Annotated in this window: 15 protein-coding genes and 3 rRNA genes; 12 read left to right on the plus strand and 6 right to left on the minus strand. The window is 65.7% G+C overall.

Annotated elements, in window-relative coordinates; all coding sequences use genetic code 11:
- Window positions 1-96: 96 nt before the first annotated feature.
- Window positions 97-2,145, minus strand: a complete 2,049-nt coding sequence (locus tag ROP_RS18715; protein ID WP_012690979.1) for a phage holin family protein — start codon at window positions 2,143-2,145, stop codon at window positions 97-99.
- A gap of 34 nt (window positions 2,146-2,179) precedes the next feature.
- Between ROP_RS18715 and ROP_RS18720 the strand changes: the two genes are divergently transcribed.
- Window positions 2,180-2,974: an MBL fold metallo-hydrolase gene (locus tag ROP_RS18720; protein WP_012690980.1), complete on the plus strand. Its 795-nt coding sequence runs from the start codon at window positions 2,180-2,182 to the stop codon at window positions 2,972-2,974.
- On the opposite strand, the gene ROP_RS18725 is transcribed toward ROP_RS18720, so the two are convergent.
- The 3 genes from ROP_RS18725 to ROP_RS18735 form a co-directional block, all read right to left on the minus strand.
- On the minus strand, window positions 2,971-3,867 hold the full coding sequence (locus tag ROP_RS18725) for a hypothetical protein (RefSeq protein WP_043824964.1): 897 nt from the start codon (window positions 3,865-3,867) through the stop codon (window positions 2,971-2,973). The two genes, ROP_RS18720 and ROP_RS18725, sit on opposite strands and share 4 nt — an antisense overlap.
- An 85-nt stretch (window positions 3,868-3,952) precedes the next feature.
- Window positions 3,953-4,348 (minus strand): universal stress protein, encoded by a 396-nt coding sequence (locus ROP_RS18730; RefSeq protein ID WP_012690982.1) that lies wholly within the window; start codon window positions 4,346-4,348, stop codon window positions 3,953-3,955.
- Window positions 4,345-5,349: a 2-hydroxyacid dehydrogenase gene (locus ROP_RS18735; RefSeq protein ID WP_043824966.1), complete on the minus strand. Its 1,005-nt coding sequence runs from the start codon at window positions 5,347-5,349 to the stop codon at window positions 4,345-4,347. Before ROP_RS18735 ends, ROP_RS18730 begins: the two co-directional genes overlap by 4 nt.
- A gap of 354 nt (window positions 5,350-5,703) precedes the next feature.
- Between ROP_RS18735 and ROP_RS18740 the strand changes: the two genes are divergently transcribed.
- The 11 genes from ROP_RS18740 to rrf all read left to right on the plus strand — a co-directional run bounded on the left by ROP_RS18740 (window position 5,704) and on the right by rrf (window position 20,369).
- A complete protein-coding gene (locus ROP_RS18740; protein WP_012690984.1) occupies window positions 5,704-7,287 on the plus strand; it encodes an ABC transporter substrate-binding protein in 1,584 nt (527 codons plus the stop codon).
- 66 nt (window positions 7,288-7,353) lie between these two features.
- Window positions 7,354-8,280, plus strand: coding sequence for an ABC transporter permease (locus ROP_RS18745; protein WP_012690985.1), 927 nt, complete (start codon window positions 7,354-7,356; stop codon window positions 8,278-8,280).
- Between the two features lie 10 nt (window positions 8,281-8,290).
- Complete coding sequence (locus tag ROP_RS18750; RefSeq protein WP_012690986.1) at window positions 8,291-9,319, plus strand: ABC transporter permease; 1,029 nt, start codon at window positions 8,291-8,293, stop codon at window positions 9,317-9,319.
- The gene (locus tag ROP_RS18755) at window positions 9,316-10,335 is read left to right on the plus strand and encodes an ABC transporter ATP-binding protein (RefSeq protein WP_012690987.1); all 1,020 of its coding nucleotides are present in this window, start codon (window positions 9,316-9,318) and stop codon (window positions 10,333-10,335) included. The genes ROP_RS18750 and ROP_RS18755 overlap by 4 nt, the downstream gene beginning before the upstream one ends.
- A 1-nt stretch (window position 10,336) precedes the next feature.
- On the plus strand, window positions 10,337-11,347 hold the full coding sequence (locus ROP_RS18760) for an ABC transporter ATP-binding protein (RefSeq protein WP_012690988.1): 1,011 nt from the start codon (window positions 10,337-10,339) through the stop codon (window positions 11,345-11,347).
- Window positions 11,344-12,060, plus strand: coding sequence for a sulfite exporter TauE/SafE family protein (locus ROP_RS18765; RefSeq protein WP_012690989.1), 717 nt, complete (start codon window positions 11,344-11,346; stop codon window positions 12,058-12,060). Before ROP_RS18760 ends, ROP_RS18765 begins: the two co-directional genes overlap by 4 nt.
- A 121-nt stretch (window positions 12,061-12,181) precedes the next feature.
- Window positions 12,182-13,519, plus strand: a complete 1,338-nt coding sequence (gene gudD / locus ROP_RS18770) for a glucarate dehydratase (RefSeq protein ID WP_012690990.1) — start codon at window positions 12,182-12,184, stop codon at window positions 13,517-13,519.
- Window positions 13,519-14,493 carry a 2-hydroxyacid dehydrogenase gene (locus ROP_RS18775; RefSeq protein ID WP_012690991.1) on the plus strand — a complete coding sequence of 325 codons (975 nt, stop codon included), beginning with the start codon at window positions 13,519-13,521 and terminating at the stop codon, window positions 14,491-14,493. The genes gudD and ROP_RS18775 overlap by 1 nt, the downstream gene beginning before the upstream one ends.
- Window positions 14,494-15,089: 596 nt before the next feature.
- Window positions 15,090-16,608 (plus strand): 16S ribosomal RNA (locus ROP_RS18780).
- A 357-nt stretch (window positions 16,609-16,965) separates the two neighbouring features.
- A 23S ribosomal RNA gene (locus tag ROP_RS18785) occupies window positions 16,966-20,099 on the plus strand.
- Between the two features lie 153 nt (window positions 20,100-20,252).
- Window positions 20,253-20,369 (plus strand): 5S ribosomal RNA (gene rrf, locus ROP_RS18790).
- Together the 16S, 23S and 5S rRNA genes form the textbook arrangement of a ribosomal RNA operon.
- 65 nt (window positions 20,370-20,434) lie before the next feature.
- On the opposite strand, the gene ROP_RS18795 is transcribed toward rrf, so the two are convergent.
- Both ROP_RS18795 and ROP_RS18800 read right to left on the minus strand, forming a co-directional pair.
- A complete protein-coding gene (locus ROP_RS18795; protein WP_012690992.1) occupies window positions 20,435-20,815 on the minus strand; it encodes a hemophore-related protein in 381 nt (126 codons plus the stop codon).
- A 94-nt stretch (window positions 20,816-20,909) separates the two neighbouring features.
- Window positions 20,910-21,923 carry an Lrp/AsnC family transcriptional regulator gene (locus ROP_RS18800; RefSeq protein WP_012690993.1) on the minus strand — a complete coding sequence of 338 codons (1,014 nt, stop codon included), beginning with the start codon at window positions 21,921-21,923 and terminating at the stop codon, window positions 20,910-20,912.
- Window positions 21,924-21,925 lie beyond the last annotated feature (2 nt).

The raw sequence follows: 21,925 nt of genomic DNA on the forward strand, positions 1-21,925 counted from the left end.
GGGCCGATCGGCACCCCACGTTCATCCCGCCGCGGCAGGTCGACTGGGAGCGAAAGCCGATCCCTGCCCACAACCGTGCCAGAGCGCTCACGGGCATCACGGGTTGTCCGCGTGAGTGGTCGTGTCCTGCTTCGGCACCGTCGGGTTTGGATCCATCGACAGATCTCGCCAGCCGATGAGCACCTGATGTACAGCTTCGGCGCCGTGCAGCGGGTCGGGCGGTGCGGGCAGGTCGGCGGGGTAGACGAGGAACGGAGTGCTCTGCGGTCCGCCCATGCCGCCGTGCGAGCCGACCTGTTCCTCGAACGCCGCGACTTCGTCGGTGTCGGGCCAGTACATGCCGCCGACCATGATGTCGGCGACGTTGTCGAAGGTGTCGGTGCGCCGCACTTTCGCCAGCGCGTCGGGGCCCATCAGCGCGAGCGGGTTCCGGCCGGTGACCTCGCCGGTTGTCACGTCGACCTGACCGTGTGGCCCGAGCACCACGGACCCGCCGGGGGCGGCGACGAGCAGGAAACCGATCCCGGGATGCTCGCGCAGCCCGGCGAGCAGGCCGGGGTGGGCGGCCTCGATGGCACCGACGTCGGCGCGTCCGGGCAGGTGCGGGAAGTAGACCAGGCCGAGGTTGCCCGAGCCGAGCACGATCGGTTCGCCCGCGGCGGTGTGCGTCTCCTCGGAGGCGGTCGGCGAGTGCACGCTGGCGGCGGCGTAGCCGAGCCCCTCCGCCCCGCGTTGTGCGGAAACGTCGGATTCGCGCTCGTACCAGTGCCGCCTCACTGCCGCCGGCTCGCGCCGCGCGGCGAGCCGGACGACCAACTGCCCCAACGTTTCGCCGTAGCGCTGCAGGAACGTCGCGCCCTGACTCTGCCCGTGGTCGGACAGCACGACGACGCGGTAGTCCCGATCGGCCTGATTCACCACGGCGAGCAGCATCTCGATGACGTCGTCGACTTTGGTCAGCACCGCGAGCGTTTCGGGCCGGGAGATGCCGGAGTGGTGCGACACCTCGTCGTAGCCGATCAGGTCGACATAGACGATGCTGCGTCCCTTGATCAGATCGCCGACCACCGCGGCGGCGGACACGTCGGTTGCGAGCACGGTCGCGAACGCCCGTACGAAGGGATAGACCCCGCCCCGCGGCACCCGCGGCCGGACGTCCTTTCGTTTCTGCCGCAGTGACTGGCGCAGTTCCCGTTGCAGTTCCGCGACCATTCGGATGAACGTGCGCAGCGCGCTCGCCGGGTCGGCGAAATAGGCGCTGTAGCCGGCACCGCCGCCGAGGCGGGCACCGCGCATACGGCTGACGACGAGCACATTGTCGTGCGCGCCGCCGGTGAACAGGTTGCCCCGGCTCGCACCGTCGTGCGCCAGCAGTCCGGGTATGTCGGATCGTTCGAGTTCACGCTGCTCGTTGTCGGCGGGGTTACTGAACACGGAGATGCGCCCGGTCGTCTTGTCGTACCAGCGGAACGCAGGCACGTTGTGGTTGGACCCGTGCAGCACGCCCAACTGGGTCGCACCCGTCTGACTGCTCCAGTCGGTATGCCACGGCACCAGCCGGTGGGTCTCGCGCACCAACTTCGCCAGTCCGGGCGTGACGCCGTCGGCGATCGCGCGACGCAGTACGTCGTACCCGAGGCCGTCGATCTGGATGCACAACAGTCCGGGGGACGCATCCACGAGCGCGGCGTTGCGGCGCAGCCGGAACCGCTGCCGGCGCACCTGCATCATCCGGTACGCGGTGTCGGAGCGGGACGCGATCGCACCCGAGACGACGGAGGTGAACAGCGAGAGCAGCGCCGCGAGGACGAACGCATCGCTCAGCTGGTCCACCGACGCGACCGGCACCAGGTACACCGTCCCCAGCATGATCACGCCGCCGGCGAAGAACACCCCGACGAACAGCAGCACCGGGCCGATCCACGACATGCACCGCATCATCACCGGCCACAGCGAGGCGTTGAGCAGGCCGAACACCAGCGCGAGTATCAGCGCGGCCGGGAGCGTCGGTAGCAGGGTGAAGCTCGACGGGTCCAGGGTGATGCCGCCGAGGATGCGGTCGAGCACGATGAGCGCGAGCGCCGACGACCCCCAGAGCACGAGGAACTCGACGAGCACCCGCACCACGCCGCCCACCGTGCGCATCGCGCCCCCTTCCTCGTCTGGAATCGTAAGGGTGGTGAGTGCGACTCCGGGTTCGAATGCCGCCGCATTCGGTGTGCGGTGGCTCGGACATGCCAGCGCGCTGATCGCCGATCGCGGGACTGTCGTGCTCACCGATCCGGTGCTGACCGACCGCGTCGCGCACCTGCGCCGCCGCCGCGGACCTTCACCGATCGGGCCGCACGTGCGCAACCCGGACGCCGTCCTGCTCTCTCACCTGCATGCCGACCACACCCACCTGCCGTCCTTGCGGCTGCTCGGTCCGGACGTTCCGATCGTCGCCCCGTGGCGGGCGGTCGACGGCCTGCCCGCGCTGCGCCAGTTCGCCGACCGCCTGGTGCTGCTGCGGCCCGGCGACGAGACGAGGATTGGCGCGGTCACCGTGCGCGCCGTGCCCGCCCGCCACGACGGTCGGCGCTGGCGACGCGGTCCGGAGGTCGCGCCGGCGGTCGGGTTCGTCGTCGAGGGCGATCGGCGGACCTACTTCGCCGGCGACACCGACCTGTACCCGGACCTCGCCGATCACGTCGGCCCGGTGGACGTCGCGCTGCTCCCCGTCGGGGGCTGGGGTCCGACCCTCGGCAAGGGCCACCTCGACCCGTCGCGGGCCGCGGTCGTGGCGCGGCTGGTCGATGCGGGCCTCGCGGTGCCGATCCACTTCGGCACGCTGTGGCCGATCGGCCTCGACGCCGTGCGTCCCCGGTTGTTCTTCGGTCCGGGTTCCGAGTTCGTCCACCACGCCGAGCGGGCGGGGGTCGCCGCGGTGGAGCTGCACCCGGGCGGCGAACTGGGTGAACCGAGCGCCGGCTAGCTGCCGAACGGGATGCACAGTGATCCTGTGCAGTGCGATTCGGCGGCGACGGAAAACGGCTCGTCCAGGCCCGCGGCCAGGACGGTGGGGCTGCCGCCGGTGGCGGGCAGGGAGACCACTGAGCCGTTGCCCGCGCCGGTGTCGCCCGCGACGGCGACGTAGACGGCGCCGTCGGAGACGGTGAGACCGAACGGCCGGGTGAGACCGGTGGTGAGGACGGTGGGGGTACCGCCGGCGGCGGGCAGGGCCACGACGGACCCGTCGCCGGCAACGGCGACGTAGAGGGTGGTCCCGGAGACGTCGATCCCCGCCGGGAGCGTGAGTCCGGTCGCGAGGGTCGTGGGGGTGCCCCCGGCGACGGGCACGGAGATCACCGAACCGCTGCCCGGTGACGCGTCGCCGGCAAGCGTGACGTAGAGGGTGCCACCGGAGACGGCGACCCCGACGGGCTGCTCGAGACCGGTGACGACGGGGGTGGGCGTGCCGCCGGTGGCGGGCAGCGAGACCACGCTGCCGGCGTCGAATTCGGTGACGAACAGCGTTCCGCCGGACACCGCCACGTCGAAGGCGTTGCCGAGCCCGGTGGCGAGAGTGGTGGGAGTGCCGCCCGCCGCGGGCACCGACACGACCGACGCCCCGGCGGTGACGAACAGGGTGTCGTGCGCCGCCGCTATCCCGCCCGGTCCGTCGATGCCGGTGGCAATCGCGGTGGGGGTGCCACCGGCGGCGGGCAGGGACAGGACGGAACCGGTGCCGTTCTCGGTGACGTAGAGCGTGCCCGTGACCGGCACGGCCGCGGCGAAGGGGGACGCGGCCACGGCGGTGGCCAGCAGCAGTGCGCCGGTCGTGACGACGACGCGCCGGCCGATTCGGGCGAACGGTGACAGGCGCATCGGCAGTCCTCTCGTAGCACGTGCCGCGAAGAATACAACTGTCACGACACGATTCGCCGGGGTTCGGCCGCTACGAGCGGAGGGTTCAGACCTCGGCCGCGACGGGCGGCTTCACCCCGACCACCGGGCACTGCGCCTCGAGGAGCACGCGCTGCGCGACGCTGCCCATGAGGAGCTTGCCGACGGGGGAGCGGCGCCGCATGCCGAGGACGAGGAGTTCCGCGGCGGAGTCGTAGGACGCGTCGATGAGGTTGTCGGCGTGGGAGCGGCCGGGTTCGTTCCGCGCGATGCGGTAGTCGACGCCGGCCGCGTCCGCTTCCTCGCGGGCAGACTGCAGTTCGGCTTCGAACCCGTCCGCCGAAGCGCTGTTGCCGTCGGCGATCACCACGAGATCCGTTGCGCGCATATGGGCTTCGGAAAACCCGAAGGCCAGGGCGCCACGACCTTCGACGGTCGGGACGTAACTGAGAATGACGCTCATCGTGACCTCGGCTCGAGAACGGGGGTGGTCAGGGTGCCCTGGGCAAGGTATTCGTCGAGGTTCTGCAGGGTCAGAGCCTCCATCGCGGCGCGGGTCTCGGTCGTGCCGCTCCCGACGTGGGGGAGGAGAACGACGGTATCGAGCGCGAGCAGCGCTTCGGGTACGTGCGGTTCCCTCGAGAACACGTCCAGTCCGGCACCGGCGAGCTTGCGTTCGGTGAGCAGCTCGACGAGCGCGTCCTCGTCGACGACACTTCCGCGCGCCACGTTGATCAGGTAACCGTCGGGTCCCAATGCCTCGAGAACCTCACGGTCGACCAGTTTCGAGGTGCCCTTGCCTCCGGCCGCGGCGACGATCAGCACGTCGACTCCGGCGGCCAGTGCCACCGCCGAATCCACGTACGCGAACGGGGAATCGGGCACCTCACGCCGATTGTGGTACGAGATCGTGCAGCCGAAGCCGGTGAGGCGGGCGGCGATGGCGGAGCCGATGCGGCCGAGTCCGACAATGCCGACCCGGGTGCCGCTCACCTTCCGGGTGAGGGGGAAGTTGCCCTCGGCGGGCCAGCGGCCGGCGCGGACGAAGCGGTCCGAGGCGGAGAATCCGCGGAGCGTGTCGATCAGCAGTCCGACGGCGGTGTCGGCGACGCAGTCGGTGAGGACGTCGGGAGTGTTGCTGATGCCGATGCCGAGCTCCTCCGCGCGCTCGACATCCGTTGTGTCGTAACCGACTCCGAAGTGCACGATGGCGCCGAGGTTCGGCAGTTCGGCCATCAGTGCGGCGTCGACTCCGGTGCGTCCGGACGTCACGACGGCGGTGACGGTTTCGCGGTGCTCGGCGAGAAAGCTGCTGCGGTCTTCTCCGAGGGGAAGAGTGAGGGCGTCGTACTTCTCGGAGAGCGTTGCGGTGAGCGACGGCTTCAGCGGTCCGACCTGCAGGACCCGCCCTCCCGAAACAGTCTGTGCGGCAGCTTCTTTCACGGACGCCTCTGCGGTCACCATCGTGCCTCCTGACGAGTGGCGACGCGGCTCTCCGCGCCGCCGGTTACCCGTAAGTTAAGCGACCTTCGGAATACCTGTCCAACACGTAAATAACATGGATCGATACTGAAACGGCATCGGTTGCCGGCGCGCTGACGTGCGTAGATGCCGAAATTTCCTGTATGCGCCGGTCAGGGACCCGCCGGGGTGATCGCAGTCTCCTCGTTCTCGCATCTGTGACGGCCCTCACGAGCGGTTTTGCGCCTTCACCCCCTGTTGACGCTCCACCGGGCCGCTCATAGCGTTGTGGCTACCGTCACAGGCGGGCCCTCTTCACTCGCGTCGAGTACGCGACACATCCCTACGGAGGACACCATGAGCCCTGCACGTTCGTTGCAGCAGGGAACCCGTTACCGCGTCGTCGCCGTGGCCACCGCCGCACTGACGGTGCCGGCTCTGGCCGCAGGTTGCTCGGTGGCCAATTCGAGCCACAGCGACGCCGCCAGTCCCGACACGTTGCGGATCGTGCTCCCGCAGGAGCCGCCCACGCTCGAACCCTGCGACGCGTCACTCACCTCGACCGGAGTGGTCGTCCGCTCCAACATCACCGAGCCGCTGGTGGAACGCAACGCCGACACCGGCGACCTCGAGCCGAAGCTCGCCGACTCGTGGGAGCAGACCTCGGACACCGTCTGGACTTTCCGGATCCGTCCCGGTGTCACCTTCAGCGACGGCAGCGCGTTCGACGCCGAGGACGCCGCGTTCTCGATCGACCGCACCGTCAACTCGACCATCGGCTGCGACGTCGACGGGTACGTCTTCGGCGACGACGCACTCGTCGTGAACGCGATCGACCCGTCGACCGTGACGGTCCAGACGCCCACCGCAGACCCGATCCTGCCGCTGCGGATCTCGTTCGTGGAGATGGTGCCGTCCACCACCGACACGAAGGACAAGGTGCGCGATCCCATCGGCACCGGCCCCTACAAGATCGACTACTGGGATCACGGTCAGCGGCTGTCCCTGGTCCGCAACGACACCTATTGGGGCACGGCGCCCGAGTACACGCGGGCGATCTACCAGTGGCGGACCGAGGGCAGCGTCCGGGCCGCGATGGTCACCAACGACGAGGCCGAACTCGCCACCTACCTCGGTCCGGAGGACGGCGCCGGCGACCTCGGCGCCGCCTACCCCAACAACGAGACGACGGCGTTGCGCATGATGGCCACCGAACCACCGCTCGACGACTACCGCGTCCGCGAGGCCATCGACCTGTCCGTCAACCGGGCGGGGATCGTCAAGGCGCTGTTCCAGGGCCTCGGCGACCCGGCAGGTCAACTCGTCGGCAGCAGCATCGTCGGGTTCGACCCCGACCTGCAGCCGACCCCCTTCGACCCCGACCGCGCCGCGCAACTGGTGGCGGAGGCCAAGGCCGACGGCGTCCCCGTCGACAAGCAGATCCGGCTGATCGGGCGCACCGGCCAGTTCCCCAAGATCAACGAGACCATCGAGGTCATCCAGAACTCGCTGAGCAAGGCCGGCCTCAACGTGAAGATCGAGATGATGGACACGGCCGGGCAGATGCAGTACCAGATCCGGCCGTTCCCGCAGGGCACCGGACCGATTCTGCTGATGATCCAGCACGGCAACCAGGCGGGTGACGCGCAGTTCACCGTCGATCAGTACATGCGCAGCGACGGCTACCAGAGCTACTTCGGCTCGGCCGGATACGACGCGCAGATCGACGCCGCCGAGCAACTCGTCGGCGACGCCCGCCAGGACGCGTTCGCGTCGGTACTGGCGAACGAGCCGAGAGAGATCCGGCAGTTCGCGTACATCGCCCACATGAACGCGGTGCTCGCCAAGTCCCCGACCGTGCAGTACACGCCCAACTCCGCGACCGGCGACGAGATGCGCCTGAGCGAGATGACCCACGCGGACACATCCGCAAACGGCTAAACCCTCTTCCCAGCCCCCGGAGGAACTGTGATGTCCCAATCGAACCCGATCCGAAGGCGGTGAGTCATGTTCGCCTTCCTGCGCCGACGCGTCTACACCAGCCTCGTACCTCTCCTCGTCGTCCTCTTCGGTGTGTTCCTGCTCGCCCGCCTCACCGGCGACCCGACCAACCTCTACCTCCCGGTCTCCGCGACCCCCGATCAGCGCGCCGAGTTCGCGGCCGAGAACGGCCTCGACAAGCCGGTGCTGAGCCAGATGGCCGATTACCTGTCCGGGGTCGTCCACCTGGACTTCGGGGAGTCGCTGCGCACCGGTGAATCCGCTGCGACCATGGCGCTGCGCGCGTTCCCGGCGACGTTGCAGTTGGCGTTCTTCACGATGCTGCTCGCGATCATCGGCGCCATCGTGATCGGCTGCTGGGCGGCGTACCGGCCGAACTCGCTGGCCGATCGGATCTCGAGCCTGCTGTCGATGACCGCGGCCAGCATCCCCGACTTCTGGTTCGCCATCACCGGCGTGTGGATCTTCGCGGTGGTGCTGGGGGTGCTGCCCACGTCGGGAACCGGAAGCGCGCTGTCGTGGATCCTGCCGGTCGCGACCCTGCTGATCCGCCCGCTCGGCGTGCTCACCCAGGTGGTGCGCGGCGCAATGGTGTCGGCGCTGTCCGCACCATACGTACGGCTTGCCCGCAGCAAGGGCGCAGGCGACCTGCGCGTCGTCACACATCACGCACTCCGCAACGCCGCGGCCCCGGCGCTGACGGTGGCCGGCGACCTCACCGTCGGCCTGGTCAACGGCGCCGTCGTCGTCGAGGCGATCTTCGGGTGGCCCGGCATCGGCAAGCTGATGATCGACGCGATCCTGCAGCGAGATTTCGCGGTCCTGCAGGCGGCGGTGCTCCTGACCGCGGTCAGCATCTTCGTCCTCAACATCCTGATCGACGCGGGCTACGCACTTCTCGACGCGCGTGTCCGCGAGAAGACCAAGGTCTAGGAGACCCGACATGTCCATAGACAACGCACCCCGCCTGGACGGAGCCGGCGACGTCTACCCGGGCCCCGACGAGACCCCTGCCGTCGAGGCTCCCGCCGAGGAAACCGGTCCCGCGCCGAAACCCGCCCGGAACAAGACGCCGCTGTGGAAGCTGCTCCTGCGGGACCGGATGGCCACGGTCGCCGCGGCGATCCTGGTGTTCGTGTTCCTCGTCGCAGTCTTCGGCCCGTGGCTGGTCGGCGACGCCGCGACGGACCAGAACCTCGACCAGTCCAACCTCGCACCGTTCCACGTGGCAAACGGGTGGATGAACATCCTCGGCACCGACCCGCTCGGGCGCAGCATGCTCGCCCGGTTGATCGTCGCGTGCCGCACCACCCTGCTGGTGGCGTTGCCCGCGGTCGCGCTGTCCTGCATCGTCGGGTCCCTCATCGGCATGTGGGCCGGGTACCACCGCGGCTGGCGGGAGACGACGGCGATGCGCGTCGCCGACGTCATCATGAGCTTCCCGTCGCTGCTGATGGCCGTCGTCGTCCTGTACGTGTTCTCGCCCAGCGCGGCGAACATCGTCCTGGTGCTGGCGATCACCCGCATCCCGATCTACCTCCGCACCGCCCGCGCGGAGTCGGCAGAACTGCAGAGCCGGTTGTTCGTCGACGCCGCACGCACGTTCGGCGCCCGCAGCGGGGCCGTCATCCGCAGGCACGTGTTCCCGATCCTGCTGCCGACGCTGCTCACCGTCGCCACCCTCGACTTCTGCTACGTGATGCTCGCCGAGTCTTCGCTGAGCTTCCTCGGCATCGGCATCCAGCCGCCGGACATCAGCTGGGGCCTGATGGTGTCCCAGGGCCGGACGTACCTGCAGACGGCGTGGTGGCTGTCCTTCTTCCCCGGACTCGCCATCGTCGTCACCACCGTGTCGGCGACCGTGCTCGCCGCGTGGGCCCGGATCGCCACCGACCCCGCCCAGCGCTGGCGTCTGACCGTCCCGCGGTCGCGTCGCTCCCGGCTGTTCCCCACCCGAAAGGTCGTCTCATGAGTGCACCTGCAGCGGCTGTCGAATCACCCGACCTCGCCGCAGACACCGACCGCGTCGCACTCGAGGTCGCGGATCTCACCGTCGACCTGCGCACCCCTTCGGGGACGGTCCGGGCCGTCGACCACGTGTCGTTCACCGCGCGACGCGGGGAGACCCTCGCGCTGCTCGGTGAGTCGGGGTGCGGCAAGTCGATGACCGCGCAGGCGCTCGTCGGCCTGCTCGAACCGATCGCCGACGTCACCGACGGCTCGGTCCGCCTCGGCGACGTCGACCTGGTGGCGGCGAAGGCGAAGACCCGCCGCGCCCTCGCCGCCACCGAACTGGCCATCGTGTTCCAGGACGCACTGACCGCGCTCAACCCCGTCTACACGGTCGGCAAGCAGTTGGCCGAACCGTTCCGGATCCACCGCGGCCTGTCCGCGAAAGAGGCTCGACGGGAAGCGATCTCGCTGATGCAGAGGGTCGGGATTCCGGAGCCCGAATCGCGCGTCGATTCCTACCCGCACCAGTTCTCCGGCGGCATGCGGCAGCGCCTGCTGATCGCGATGGCCGTCGCGCTGAGCCCGACGGTCCTGCTCGCCGACGAGCCGACCACGGCACTCGACGTCACCGTGCAGGCGCAGATCATGACGCTGCTGCGGGATCTGCGCACCGAGCACGACATGGCCGTCATCCTCATCACCCACGACCTCGCCCTGGTCGCGGAGGAGGCCGACCGCGTCGCGATCATGTATGCCGGCAACGTCGTCGAGACCGGACCGGTCGCCGAGGTCTTCTCCTCGCCGCAGCACCCGTACACCAAGGGCCTGCTCGATTCGGTACCCGTGCACGCGGCCCGCGGCGAGGACCTGAAGTCGATCGGCGGCACCCCGCCCGACCTGCACTCCATTCCGTCCGGCTGCGTCTACCAGGCGCGCTGCCCGCTCGCCCGCGACCTGTGCCGCACCACCCGCCCGCCGCTCGCCGGCGTCGCAGCAGGCCGCCGCTCGGCGTGCCATTTCCCCGAGGAGGTCTGACATGTCCGAGTCGATTCTGAAGGTGCGGGGCCTCACCAAGACGTTCAAGGTGCCCGCGAACAAGGCGGGCAAGAACCAACTGCGCGCGCTCGACGGCATCGACCTCGACCTGGCGCGCGGCGAAACCCTCGGACTCGTCGGCGAATCGGGCTGCGGCAAGTCCACTCTCGCCCGCACGCTGATGATGCTCGAGCGTCCCGACTCCGGTTCGGTGACGTGGGACGGCGTCGACCCGTTCTCGCTGAAGGGCAAGGACCTGCTCGCGCTGCGCCGCCGGGTGCAGATGGTGTTCCAGGATCCGTACGCGTCGCTGAACTCCCGGATGTCGGCGGCCGACATCATCGCCGAGCCGTGGCGCACCCACAAGACGATGTACAAGACCAGCCGCGACCGGGCGGCGCGGGTGCGCGAGCTGCTGCACCTCGTGGGTCTGCGGCCGAGCGACGAGCACCGGTACCCGCAGGAATTCTCCGGCGGTCAGCGGCAACGTCTCGGGATCGCCCGCGCCCTGGCGCTGAACCCGAGCGTCGTCATCTGCGACGAACCCGTGTCGGCCCTCGACCTGTCGGTGCAGGCCCAGGTGCTCAATCTGCTGAACGACCTGCAGAAACAGCTCGGCATCTCGTACGTGTTCATCTCGCACGACCTGTCGGTGGTCCGGCATGTCGCCGACCGCGTCGCCGTGATGTACCTCGGCCGGATCGTGGAGACGGGTGCGACGGACGCCGTCTTCGACCGTCCCGCCCACCCCTACACCGAGGCCCTGATGTCGGCGGCACCGAAGCTGGACGCCGAATCCCGCGGCAAGCGGATCATCCTCGACGGTGAGGTTCCGTCGCCGCTGAACCCGCCGTCGGGCTGCCGGTTCCGCACCCGCTGCGCCCACGCCACCGACATCTGCGCGAGCACGGTGCCGCCGGCCGCCGTCGACCCGCGCGGAAGCAGCCACGTCGCCGAATGCCACCATCCTCGCCGTCCGGTCGCGCTCGGCGTGCCGATCGCGGTCGGGTGAGCGGGGCCGGGTTCGCGGTCATCGCGTTCGCCGTCTTCCTTGCGTCGTGCATGCAGGCGTCGATCGGATTCGGGATGGGCATGCTCGCGGCACCCGTCGTCGCGCTCGTCGATCCGAGCCTGCTGCCCGGGACGCTGATCATGACGGCGACGGTCGTCACGGTGATGGTGGTGTGGCGGGAACGCGACGCCCTCGATCTGTCGGGCACCGGGTGGGCGCTGGCCGGCCGGGTGCCGGGCACGATCGCGGGTGCGTTGCTGCTGGTGGTGCTGCCGGAACGGGGGTTGTCGCTGCTGCTCGCGGCCGTGGTGCTGTCCGGGGTCGTCTTCGCGTCGCTGGGCTGGGCACCGCCGCCGCGGCGCCGGAATCTCGCCGTCGCCGGCGCCGCGTCGGGCCTGCTCGGCACGGCCACCTCGATCGGCGGACCGCCGATGGCCCTGGTGATGCAGGGGTCGAAGGGGGCGCAGCTGCGCGGCAACATGAGCGCGTTCTTCCTGGTGGGCTCGACGCTGTCGGTAGCCGTCCTGGCTGTGACGGGTTCGCTCCATCGCGAGTCGGCGGTGATGTTCGCGTTGCTCGTTCCGGTGACGGTGCTCGGGTACGTGGCGTCGCGGTTCGTGAACCGTCACCTGGACGCGACTCGCCTGCGCCGGACGTCGATCGCGGTGTCCTGTGTGGGTGCGTTGATGCTGATCGGACAGCAGCTTCTCTGATGCAGTGTCTGCATCGTTCGATGCTCAACAAGTCTTGGACATGTATCGATCGGGCCACTTAGAGTTTTGGTTGTGAGGCGCCTCACGGGCGGCGCTGCGCTGTGAAGGAAGGTTTCGGAAGATGAGTACAACGAGCACCCCGGTCGTCACCGACATGCGAGTGGTCCCGATCGCGGGCCACGACAGCATGCTCCTGAACCTGTCCGGCGCGCATGCCCCGTACTTCACCCGGAACCTCGTGATCCTCACCGATTCCGACGGCAACACCGGTGTCGGCGAGGTCCCCGGCGGCGAACCGATCCGGCGTACCCTCGAGGACGCCCGCGCCATCGTGACCGGGCGCAGCATCGGCGAGTACAACGGCGTACTCGCCGACCTGCGGCGCACGTTCGCCGACCGCGACTCCGCGGGCCGCGGCAACCAGACGTTCGACCTCCGGGTCGCCATCCACGCCGTCACCGCCGTCGAGTCGGCACTCCTCGACGTTCTCGGACAGCACCTCGGTGTCCCGGTCGCGGCGCTGCTCGGCGACGGTCAGCAGCGCGAGAAGGTGCAGGCGCTCGGCTACCTCTTCTTCGTCGGCGACCGCAACAAGACCGACCTGGACTATCAGTCGGGTGCGGGGGAGTCCGACGACTGGCTGCGCCTGCGGCACGAGGAAGCACTGACACCGGACGCCGTCGTGCGGCTCGCCGAGGCCGCCCAGGCGCGATACGGATTCGCCGACTTCAAGCTCAAGGGCGGCGTCCTCGCACCCCGCGAGGAGGCGGCGGCCGTCACGGCTCTGGCCGAGCGGTTCCCCGACGCCCGGGTCACCCTCGACCCCAACGGCGGGTGGCTGCTGTCGGAGGCCATCGAGACCTGCCGCGGACTGAAAGACGTGCTCGCGTACGCCGAGGACCCGGTCGGCCCCGAGGGCAGCTTCTCCGGCCGCGAGGTGATGAGCGAGTTCAAGCGCGCCACCGGACTGCCGACCGCCACCAACATGATCGCCACCGACTGGCGCGAGATGGGGCACACCATTCGCTCCGGCGCCGTCGACATCCCCCTCGCCGACCCGCACTTCTGGACGATGGCCGGGTCGGTCCGCGTCGCCCAGCTCTGCGATGCGTGGGGCCTCACGTGGGGATCGCATTCCAACAACCACTTCGACGTGTCGCTCGCGATGTTCACCCACGTGGCCGCCGCGGCCCCGGGCGACATCACCGCCATCGACACCCACTGGATCTGGCAGGACGGTCAGCGGATCACCAGGGACCCGTACGAGATCGAGGGCGGCTACCTGACGGTGCCGTCGACCCCGGGTCTCGGGGTGGAACTCGACATGGACCGGGTCGAGGCCGCGCACGAGCTGTACCTCCAGAAGGGTCTCGGCGCGCGCGACGACTCGGTCGGCATGCAGTTCCTGGTGCCCGGCTGGTCGTTCGACAGCAAGCGTCCGGCCCTGGTCCGTTCCTGATGAAGATCGTCGTCGGCGACCGGAATCTGCTTCCGCATCGAGAGCTGTTCGAGTCGGGCCTGCCGTCCGGCGCCGTGGTGTCGTGGCATCGGAAGTTCGACGAGTCGGCGATCGTCCCCGACCTCGCCGACGCCGACGTGTACGTGGGCGGCCGGTTCACCGCCGCCATGGCGGCCGCCGCACCGAAGCTGCGGCTACTGCACGTCGCCGGCGCGGGCACCGACAACGTCGCCTTCGACGCACTTCCTCCCGACACCCTGGTGGCAAACACCTTCCATCACGAGGACTCGATCGCGGAGTACATCGTGTCGGCGGCGCTGATGCTGCGCCGTGGATTTCTCGATCACGACCGCGCCCTCCGGGGCGACGTGTGGGCGACGTCGGTCTACGACGACGCGATCGCGCAGTCCCGGTCCATGCGTGGCGCGCGGATCGGATTCGTCGGCTTCGGTCACATCGGCGGGAGGTCGTGGAGCCTGCTGCGCGCGTTCGGCGCAGAGGGTTGTGCGGTGACGGGGCGGGGAAATCTCGTCGCCGACGCGGAAGGGCTCGAATGGGCGGGCGACAACACGTCGTTGTCCCGGCTCATGACCGAGTCCGACGTCGTGGTCGTGTCTGCGCCGCTGAACGACCACACCCGCGGCATGATCGGCGGGCCGGAACTCGAGGCGCTCGGACGGGACGGAGTCCTGATCAACGTCGGGCGCGGCCCCCTCGTTCAGGAGCGGCCGCTGTACGACGCACTGGCTTCGCACCGGATCGCGGCCGCGGCCATCGACGTCTGGTACTCCTATCCCGATGCCGGCGGTCACGGCGCGCCGAGCGCACTGTCCTTCCGCGACCTGCCGAACGTCCTGATGACTCCGCACTCGTCCGGCGTCACCGACCACACGTTCCTCGGACGCGTCCGCGACATCACCGACAACATTCGCCGACTGGATACAGGGCGGACGGTCCTGCGCACCTGTGGCTGAGGACAGTCCCCATATAGAAGGAGTCGGCGCGCGCGAGAGACGCTGATCCTGAAGGTTCGACGACCGAAATAGCTGCGACCAGGCGATTTGGAAATCGGCGCACGGTTCGCGTAACTTATTCCAAGTCAGAGCGACACGGACACCGACCTTCACCACTTGGTGAATGCAACGAGGTTGTACGAAGTGCCTGACAAATCCGAAGTTCACCATCGTGTATGGTTGTGCTTCAACCCCGGAATGTCTTCAGCGGGTGCCGGTTTGCGCCGGTCAGCCCGATGAGATAAGCTGGAAAAGTTGCCCCGGAGCGGCCGGCTAGTGAGCCGGAAGTGATGGTGTGCGCGTGTTCTTTGAGAACTCAACAGTGTGTCGATGAATGTCAGTGCCAAATGTTTTTGGTACTCCGCATCACGGATTGCTTTCGGGGCCTTCGGGTTTCGGGGTTTGTGTGGTGTGGGTATTTTTGCTGGCTTCCCTCCTTCTTCCGTCGGTGGGGGGTCAGTGTTTGATAGCTAGTTTGAGTTTTTGATCGCTAGTGATTTGACTCGATGTCTATGACTGATTAGGTGCCTCTTCGGGGGTGTCGAAATCTAGAGTCTTCAACGGAGAGTTTGATCCTGGCTCAGGACGAACGCTGGCGGCGTGCTTAACACATGCAAGTCGAGCGGTAAGGCCCTTCGGGGTACACGAGCGGCGAACGGGTGAGTAACACGTGGGTGATCTGCCCTGCACTTCGGGATAAGCCTGGGAAACTGGGTCTAATACCGGATATGACCTTCGGCTGCATGGCCGTTGGTGGAAAGGTTTACTGGTGCAGGATGGGCCCGCGGCCTATCAGCTTGTTGGTGGGGTAATGGCCTACCAAGGCGACGACGGGTAGCCGACCTGAGAGGGTGACCGGCCACACTGGGACTGAGACACGGCCCAGACTCCTACGGGAGGCAGCAGTGGGGAATATTGCACAATGGGCGAAAGCCTGATGCAGCGACGCCGCGTGAGGGATGACGGCCTTCGGGTTGTAAACCTCTTTCAGCAGGGACGAAGCGAAAGTGACGGTACCTGCAGAAGAAGCACCGGCCAACTACGTGCCAGCAGCCGCGGTAATACGTAGGGTGCAAGCGTTGTCCGGAATTACTGGGCGTAAAGAGCTCGTAGGCGGTTTGTCGCGTCGTCTGTGAAAACTCGAGGCTCAACCTCGAGCTTGCAGGCGATACGGGCAGACTTGAGTACTGCAGGGGAGACTGGAATTCCTGGTGTAGCGGTGAAATGCGCAGATATCAGGAGGAACACCGGTGGCGAAGGCGGGTCTCTGGGCAGTAACTGACGCTGAGGAGCGAAAGCGTGGGTAGCGAACAGGATTAGATACCCTGGTAGTCCACGCCGTAAACGGTGGGCGCTAGGTGTGGGTTTCCTTCCACGGGATCCGTGCCGTAGCTAACGCATTAAGCGCCCCGCCTGGGGAGTACGGCCGCAAGGCTAAAACTCAAAGGAATTGACGGGGGCCCGCACAAGCGGCGGAGCATGTGGATTAATTCGATGCAACGCGAAGAACCTTACCTGGGTTTGACATATACCGGAAAGCTGCAGAGATGTGGCCCCCCTTGTGGTCGGTATACAGGTGGTGCATGGCTGTCGTCAGCTCGTGTCGTGAGATGTTGGGTTAAGTCCCGCAACGAGCGCAACCCTTGTCTTATGTTGCCAGCACGTAATGGTGGGGACTCGTAAGAGACTGCCGGGGTCAACTCGGAGGAAGGTGGGGACGACGTCAAGTCATCATGCCCCTTATGTCCAGGGCTTCACACATGCTACAATGGCCGGTACAGAGGGCTGCGATACCGTGAGGTGGAGCGAATCCCTTAAAGCCGGTCTCAGTTCGGATCGGGGTCTGCAACTCGACCCCGTGAAGTCGGAGTCGCTAGTAATCGCAGATCAGCAACGCTGCGGTGAATACGTTCCCGGGCCTTGTACACACCGCCCGTCACGTCATGAAAGTCGGTAACACCCGAAGCCGGTGGCCTAACCCCTCGTGGGAGGGAGCCGTCGAAGGTGGGATCGGCGATTGGGACGAAGTCGTAACAAGGTAGCCGTACCGGAAGGTGCGGCTGGATCACCTCCTTTCTAAGGAGCATTCTCCAGACGTGCACCACTGAACAGTCAGTGGATGATGTTCTGGCAGAGACTGTTTCGTTCCCACATGTGGAACGGCAGACGCTCATGGGTGGAACACTGACAAACATTCTTTTCACTGCTGCCGGCCCGAGTGCCGGTGGGAGAAGAGTTATATCGATGCACTGTTGGGTCCTGAGAGAACACGTGAGTGTTTCCTCTACAGGAAAGTGACGACAAACAAGCACTGCAGGTCATACCGCGGGCGTTGTGGAGGGTTTCGGTTCTCTTCGATGTCTGGTCTGGTGTCTGCGCGGGTGGTTGGTTGTGTGTTGTTTGAGAACTGCACAGTGGACGCGAGCATCTTTGTTGTAAGTAATGAAGAGCGTACGGTGGATGCCTTGGCACCAGGAGCCGATGAAGGACGTAGGAGGCTGCGATAAGCCTCGGGGAGCTGTCAACCGAGCTGAGATCCGAGGATGTCCGAATGGGGAAACCCAGCACGAGTGATGTCGTGTTACCCGCACCTGAATATATAGGGTGTGTGGAGGGAACGTGGGGAAGTGAAACATCTCAGTACCCACAGGAAGAGAAAACAATAGTGATTCCGTGAGTAGTGGCGAGCGAAAGCGGAAGAGGCTAAACCATGGATGTGTGATAGCCGGCAGGTGTTGCATTCGTGGGGTTGTGGGGTTCATCTTGTCGATGCTGCCGTGTTGGCCGACAGTAAGAAATCGTTGTGTTAGTGGAAGTGGTCTGGAACGGCCTGTCGTAGAGGGTGAGAATCCCGTACACGAAAACATGACGACTGTCGTGATGGAAACCCAAGTAGCACCGGGCCCGTGAAATCTGGTGTGAATCTGTCGGGACCACCCGATAAGCCTGAATACTCCCTGGTGACCGATAGCGGACTAGTACCGTGAGGGAAAGGTGAAAAGTACCCCGGGAGGGGAGTGAAATAGTACCTGAAACCGTGCGCTTACAATCCGTCAAAGCCTTCGAGCCACTTGTGGCTGGGGGTGATGGCGTGCCTTTTGAAGAATGAGCCTGCGAGTTAGTGGCATGTCGCGAGGTTAACCCGTGTGGGGTAGCCGTAGCGAAAGCGAGTCCGAATAGGGCGTTCGTAGTGGCATGTTCTAGACCCGAAGCGGAGTGATCTACCCATGGCCAGGTTGAAGCGACGGTAAGACGTCGTGGAGGACCGAACCCACTTAGGTTGAAAACTGAGGGGATGAGCTGTGGGTAGGGGTGAAAGGCCAATCAAACTCCGTGATAGCTGGTTCTCCCCGAAATGCATTTAGGTGCAGCGTCGCGTGTTTCTCACCGGAGGTAGAGCTACTGGATGGTCTAGGGGGCCCACAAGCTTACCGAAATCAGCCAAACTCCGAATGCCGGTGAGTGAGAGCGCGGCAGTGAGACTGCGGGCGATAAGGTTCGTAGTCGAGAGGGAAACAGCCCAGATCGCCAGCTAAGGTCCCTAAGCGTGTACTAAGTGGAAAAGGATGTGGGGTCGCGAAGACAACCAGGAGGTTGGCTTAGAAGCAGCCACCCTTGAAAGAGTGCGTAATAGCTCACTGGTCAAGTGATCCTGCGCCGACAATGTAGCGGGGCTCAAGTACACCACCGAAGCTGCGGCACTCACACAATGCACCCCCTCGATTCTGCGGAGTCGTGGGCAGTGGTGTGGGTGGGTAGGGGAGCGTCGTGTGGCCATGGAAGCGGCGGGGTGACCCAGCCGTGGAGGCCACACGAGTGAGAATGCAGGCATGAGTAGCGAAAGACGAGTGAGAAACTCGTCCGCCGAATGACCAAGGGTTCCTGGGCCAGGTTAATCCGCCCAGGGTGAGTCGGGACCTAAGACGAGGCCGACAGGCGTAGCCGATGGACAACGGGTTGATATTCCCGTACCCGTGTGAACGCGCCCCTGGTGAATCAGTGATACTAACCATCCTGAAGCGTCCTTACGTCCCTTCGGGGGCCCTGGATGTGGATGCATGGGACCTGATCTGGTAGTAGCCAAGCGATGGGGTGACGCAGGAAGGTAGCTGAGCCAGTCAGTGGTAATACTGGTGTAAGCCTGTAGGGCGAACGGTAGGCAAATCCGCCGTTCATTAAGCCTGAGAGGTGACGCATAGCCGAATGAGGCGAATTCAGTGATCCTATGCTGCCGAGAAAAGCCTCTAGCGAGCTTTCACACGGCCCGTACCCCAAACCGACACAGGTGGTCAGGTAGAGAATACTAAGGCGATCGAGATAACTATGGTTAAGGAACTCGGCAAAATGCCCCCGTAACTTCGGGAGAAGGGGGGCCTCGTCCGGTGATCACTCTTGCAGTGTGAGCTGGGTGGGGCCGCAGAGACCAGTGAGAAGCGACTGTTTACTAAAAACACAGGTCCGTGCGAAGTCGTAAGACGATGTATACGGACTGACGCCTGCCCGGTGCTGGAAGGTTAAGAGGACCGGTTAGCCACTTGTGGCGAAGCTGAGAATTTAAGCCCCAGTAAACGGCGGTGGTAACTATAACCATCCTAAGGTAGCGAAATTCCTTGTCGGGTAAGTTCCGACCTGCACGAATGGCGTAACGACTTCTCAGCTGTCTCAACCATAGACTCGGCGAAATTGCATTACGAGTAAAGATGCTCGTTACGCGCGGCAGGACGAAAAGACCCCGGGACCTTCACTACAGCTTGGTATTGGTGTTCGGTTCGGTTTGTGTAGGATAGGTGGGAGACTGTGAAGCGCTCACGCCAGTGAGTGTGGAGTCGTTGTTGAAATACCACTCTGATCGTATTGGACCTCTAACCTCGGACCATGATCTGGTTCAGGGACAGTGCCTGGTGGGTAGTTTAACTGGGGCGGTTGCCTCCCAAAATGTAACGGAGGCGCCCAAAGGTTCCCTCAGCCTGGTTGGCAATCAGGTGTCGAGTGCAAGTGCACAAGGGAGCTTGACTGTGAGACTGACAGGTCGAGCAGGGACGAAAGTCGGGACTAGTGATCCGGCACCGGCAAGTGGAAGCGGTGTCGCTCAACGGATAAAAGGTACCCCGGGGATAACAGGCTGATCTTCCCCAAGAGTCCATATCGACGGGATGGTTTGGCACCTCGATGTCGGCTCGTCGCATCCTGGGGCTGGAGTAGGTCCCAAGGGTTGGGCTGTTCGCCCATTAAAGCGGCACGCGAGCTGGGTTTAGAACGTCGTGAGACAGTTCGGTCTCTATCCGCCGCGCGCGTTAGAAACTTGAGGAAGGCTGTCCCTAGTACGAGAGGACCGGGACGGACGAACCTCTGGTGTGCCAGTTGTTCCACCAGGAGCACCGCTGGTTAGCTACGTTCGGAAGGGATAACCGCTGAAAGCATCTAAGCGGGAAGCCTGTTCCAAGATGAGGTTTCTCACCCCCTCGAGGGGGTAAGGCCCCCGGCAGACCACCGGGTTGATAGGCCAGAACTGGAAGCCAGGTAACTGGTGCAGGTGACTGGTACTAATAGGCCGAGGACTTACCACAAAGAAGCTACGCGTCCACTGTGCAGTATCTGAAACAACACACACGTTCCCTGCGGGAATTGGTGGAGTGAACACAGACCCCTTTTTGAAAGAAGAGGGTCTGTGAAATCAACACTCCACCGAAAACCGTGGTGGAGTGTTGATTTCACAGAGTTACGGCGGCCATAGCGGAGGGGAAACGCCCGGTCCCATTCCGAACCCGGAAGCTAAGCCCTCCAGCGCCGATGGTACTGCACCCGACAGGGTGTGGGAGAGTAGGACACCGCCGAACATCCGTTACCGAAAGCCCCCCAACCATGTTGGGGGGCTTTCGGCATTTCCGGAACAGTATTTGCTTCAGTAATTGTCGCAGGTCTCGGCGATCGTCAGGGCCTTCGCGCGCCACTCGACGGCCGGTCCCTCGGTCGGGACGGTCTCCAGCCGGCTCTTCAGCTGCGGGTGCGCGTCGAGGACGGCCTGACGCTCCGCAGGAGACTTCGAGAAGAAGTCCGCGAGCTGAGCCTTGCGCTCGGGTGCCTGATCGAGGCGTGCGGCGAGTTGCGGGGTCACGTCGTGCATCGCCGCATCGATCTGGGCGAAGCTGCAGGTGCTGTTCACGAGACGGGCTGAGTCGGAGTCGGTCGGATCCGCGGAAGCGATCCCCGGTACCAGGACGGCTGTGGCGAGAGCGCCGGCCGCCGCGATGCCGAGGTGCAGACGTGCTCGTGAAACATTCATGACGAGTCCTCCCATGTCGGTTGGTATGCCGGGGACACGTTAGGACTGCGAGTTGTGATTCTTCTGAGGATCGTCTGAGAACTACGGCCCGCGGTCACGCCGGGGCGGGCGAAATCATGGACACCACTGGGCCCGTCGCCCGACCGCGGTCGTCCAGGATGTGCCCCAGGTGTTTGCCGATCTGCATGACCACCGATCGGTCCGCCACCCGCGACCCTGGGAGGAGCTTCTCCAGGAGCAGTTCGAACCGGTGCACGTCGTTGAGGGTGCGCAACCAGACGGCCATGATCAGGTTGTATTCGCTGGCCACGAGTACCGCCAACCGTACTTCCTCGATCTTGCCCAGCGAGGTTCGCAGACGCTCGACGAGGGGCGCGGGAACCTGCATGAAGTACCAGGCGTAGATCGGCCATTCCGAGTAGGTGCGGGCGATGTCGGCGCGCAGCCGGAGGGAGCCGTCCCGCCGCATCGTCGCGATGGCGTCGGTGATGCGCTGATTGCTGACGCCGGCGCGTTCCGCGATCGCGGTCGTCGGTGCGCGACCGTCGATGCCCAATTCATGATGGATCAGGCGCTTGAGCCCGGGCGCGACCGTCCGCGCCGCGCGGGGCCGTGGCGGACGGGCTGCGGGAACCTTGGCGACCTGCTCCGCGGACAGCGTCCGCAGCCGCCAGTTTCCGGCCTCGAAGAGCACCTCCGTGATGAGGTGCGTCCGGGCCCGCCGGATCGCCGGATACTCCCCGAGGCGGTGGAGCAGGAATCGTGACGTGTCCGCCGAGTCCTCGGCCATCAGCGTGAGAAGCAGGTCGCGTCCGCCGGCCGTGAAGTCGATGCTTGCGACCATCGGATCTTCGGACATGGCCTCGGCGATGGCGACCGATCGTCCTGGTGCGCATTCGATTTCGATCAGCGCGCCGCGCCCGGGCGTCCCGGCGTCGTATCCGGTAATCCAGATGAGGCCAGCGTTGCGGAGCCGCTGGTACCGCCTCGACAACGTCACGGGGTCGACGCCCAGCGCGGGCGCGAGCGCCTTCCACGACGCCCGCGGCTCGATTTGCAGTGCATGCATGAGTGCGAAGTCGACGTCATCTGGCTCGTAATCCTGCATGG

The sequence above is a fragment of the Rhodococcus opacus B4 genome, assembly GCF_000010805.1.
Lineage (GTDB): Bacteria > Actinomycetota > Actinomycetes > Mycobacteriales > Mycobacteriaceae > Rhodococcus_F > Rhodococcus_F opacus_C.

What these genes read in the sequence shown, in the direction of transcription:
- gudD (WP_012690990.1), top strand. Translation starts at nt 12,182, where the DNA reads ATGAGTACAACGAGCACCCCGGTCGTCACCGACATGCGAGTGGTCCCG.
- ROP_RS18800 (WP_012690993.1), bottom strand. Translation starts at nt 21,923, where the DNA reads ATGCAGGATTACGAGCCAGATGACGTCGACTTCGCACTCATGCATGCA.
- ROP_RS18745 (WP_012690985.1), top strand. Translation starts at nt 7,354, where the DNA reads ATGTTCGCCTTCCTGCGCCGACGCGTCTACACCAGCCTCGTACCTCTC.
- ROP_RS18735 (WP_043824966.1), bottom strand. Translation starts at nt 5,349, where the DNA reads ATGGTGACCGCAGAGGCGTCCGTGAAAGAAGCTGCCGCACAGACTGTT.
- ROP_RS18760 (WP_012690988.1), top strand. Translation starts at nt 10,337, where the DNA reads ATGTCCGAGTCGATTCTGAAGGTGCGGGGCCTCACCAAGACGTTCAAG.
- ROP_RS18750 (WP_012690986.1), top strand. Translation starts at nt 8,291, where the DNA reads ATGTCCATAGACAACGCACCCCGCCTGGACGGAGCCGGCGACGTCTAC.
- ROP_RS18730 (WP_012690982.1), bottom strand. Translation starts at nt 4,348, where the DNA reads ATGAGCGTCATTCTCAGTTACGTCCCGACCGTCGAAGGTCGTGGCGCC.
- ROP_RS18795 (WP_012690992.1), bottom strand. Translation starts at nt 20,815, where the DNA reads ATGAATGTTTCACGAGCACGTCTGCACCTCGGCATCGCGGCGGCCGGC.
- ROP_RS18740 (WP_012690984.1), top strand. Translation starts at nt 5,704, where the DNA reads ATGAGCCCTGCACGTTCGTTGCAGCAGGGAACCCGTTACCGCGTCGTC.
- ROP_RS18755 (WP_012690987.1), top strand. Translation starts at nt 9,316, where the DNA reads ATGAGTGCACCTGCAGCGGCTGTCGAATCACCCGACCTCGCCGCAGAC.
- ROP_RS18715 (WP_012690979.1), bottom strand. Translation starts at nt 2,145, where the DNA reads ATGCGCACGGTGGGCGGCGTGGTGCGGGTGCTCGTCGAGTTCCTCGTG.
- ROP_RS18775 (WP_012690991.1), top strand. Translation starts at nt 13,519, where the DNA reads ATGAAGATCGTCGTCGGCGACCGGAATCTGCTTCCGCATCGAGAGCTG.
- ROP_RS18725 (WP_043824964.1), bottom strand. Translation starts at nt 3,867, where the DNA reads ATGCGCCTGTCACCGTTCGCCCGAATCGGCCGGCGCGTCGTCGTCACG.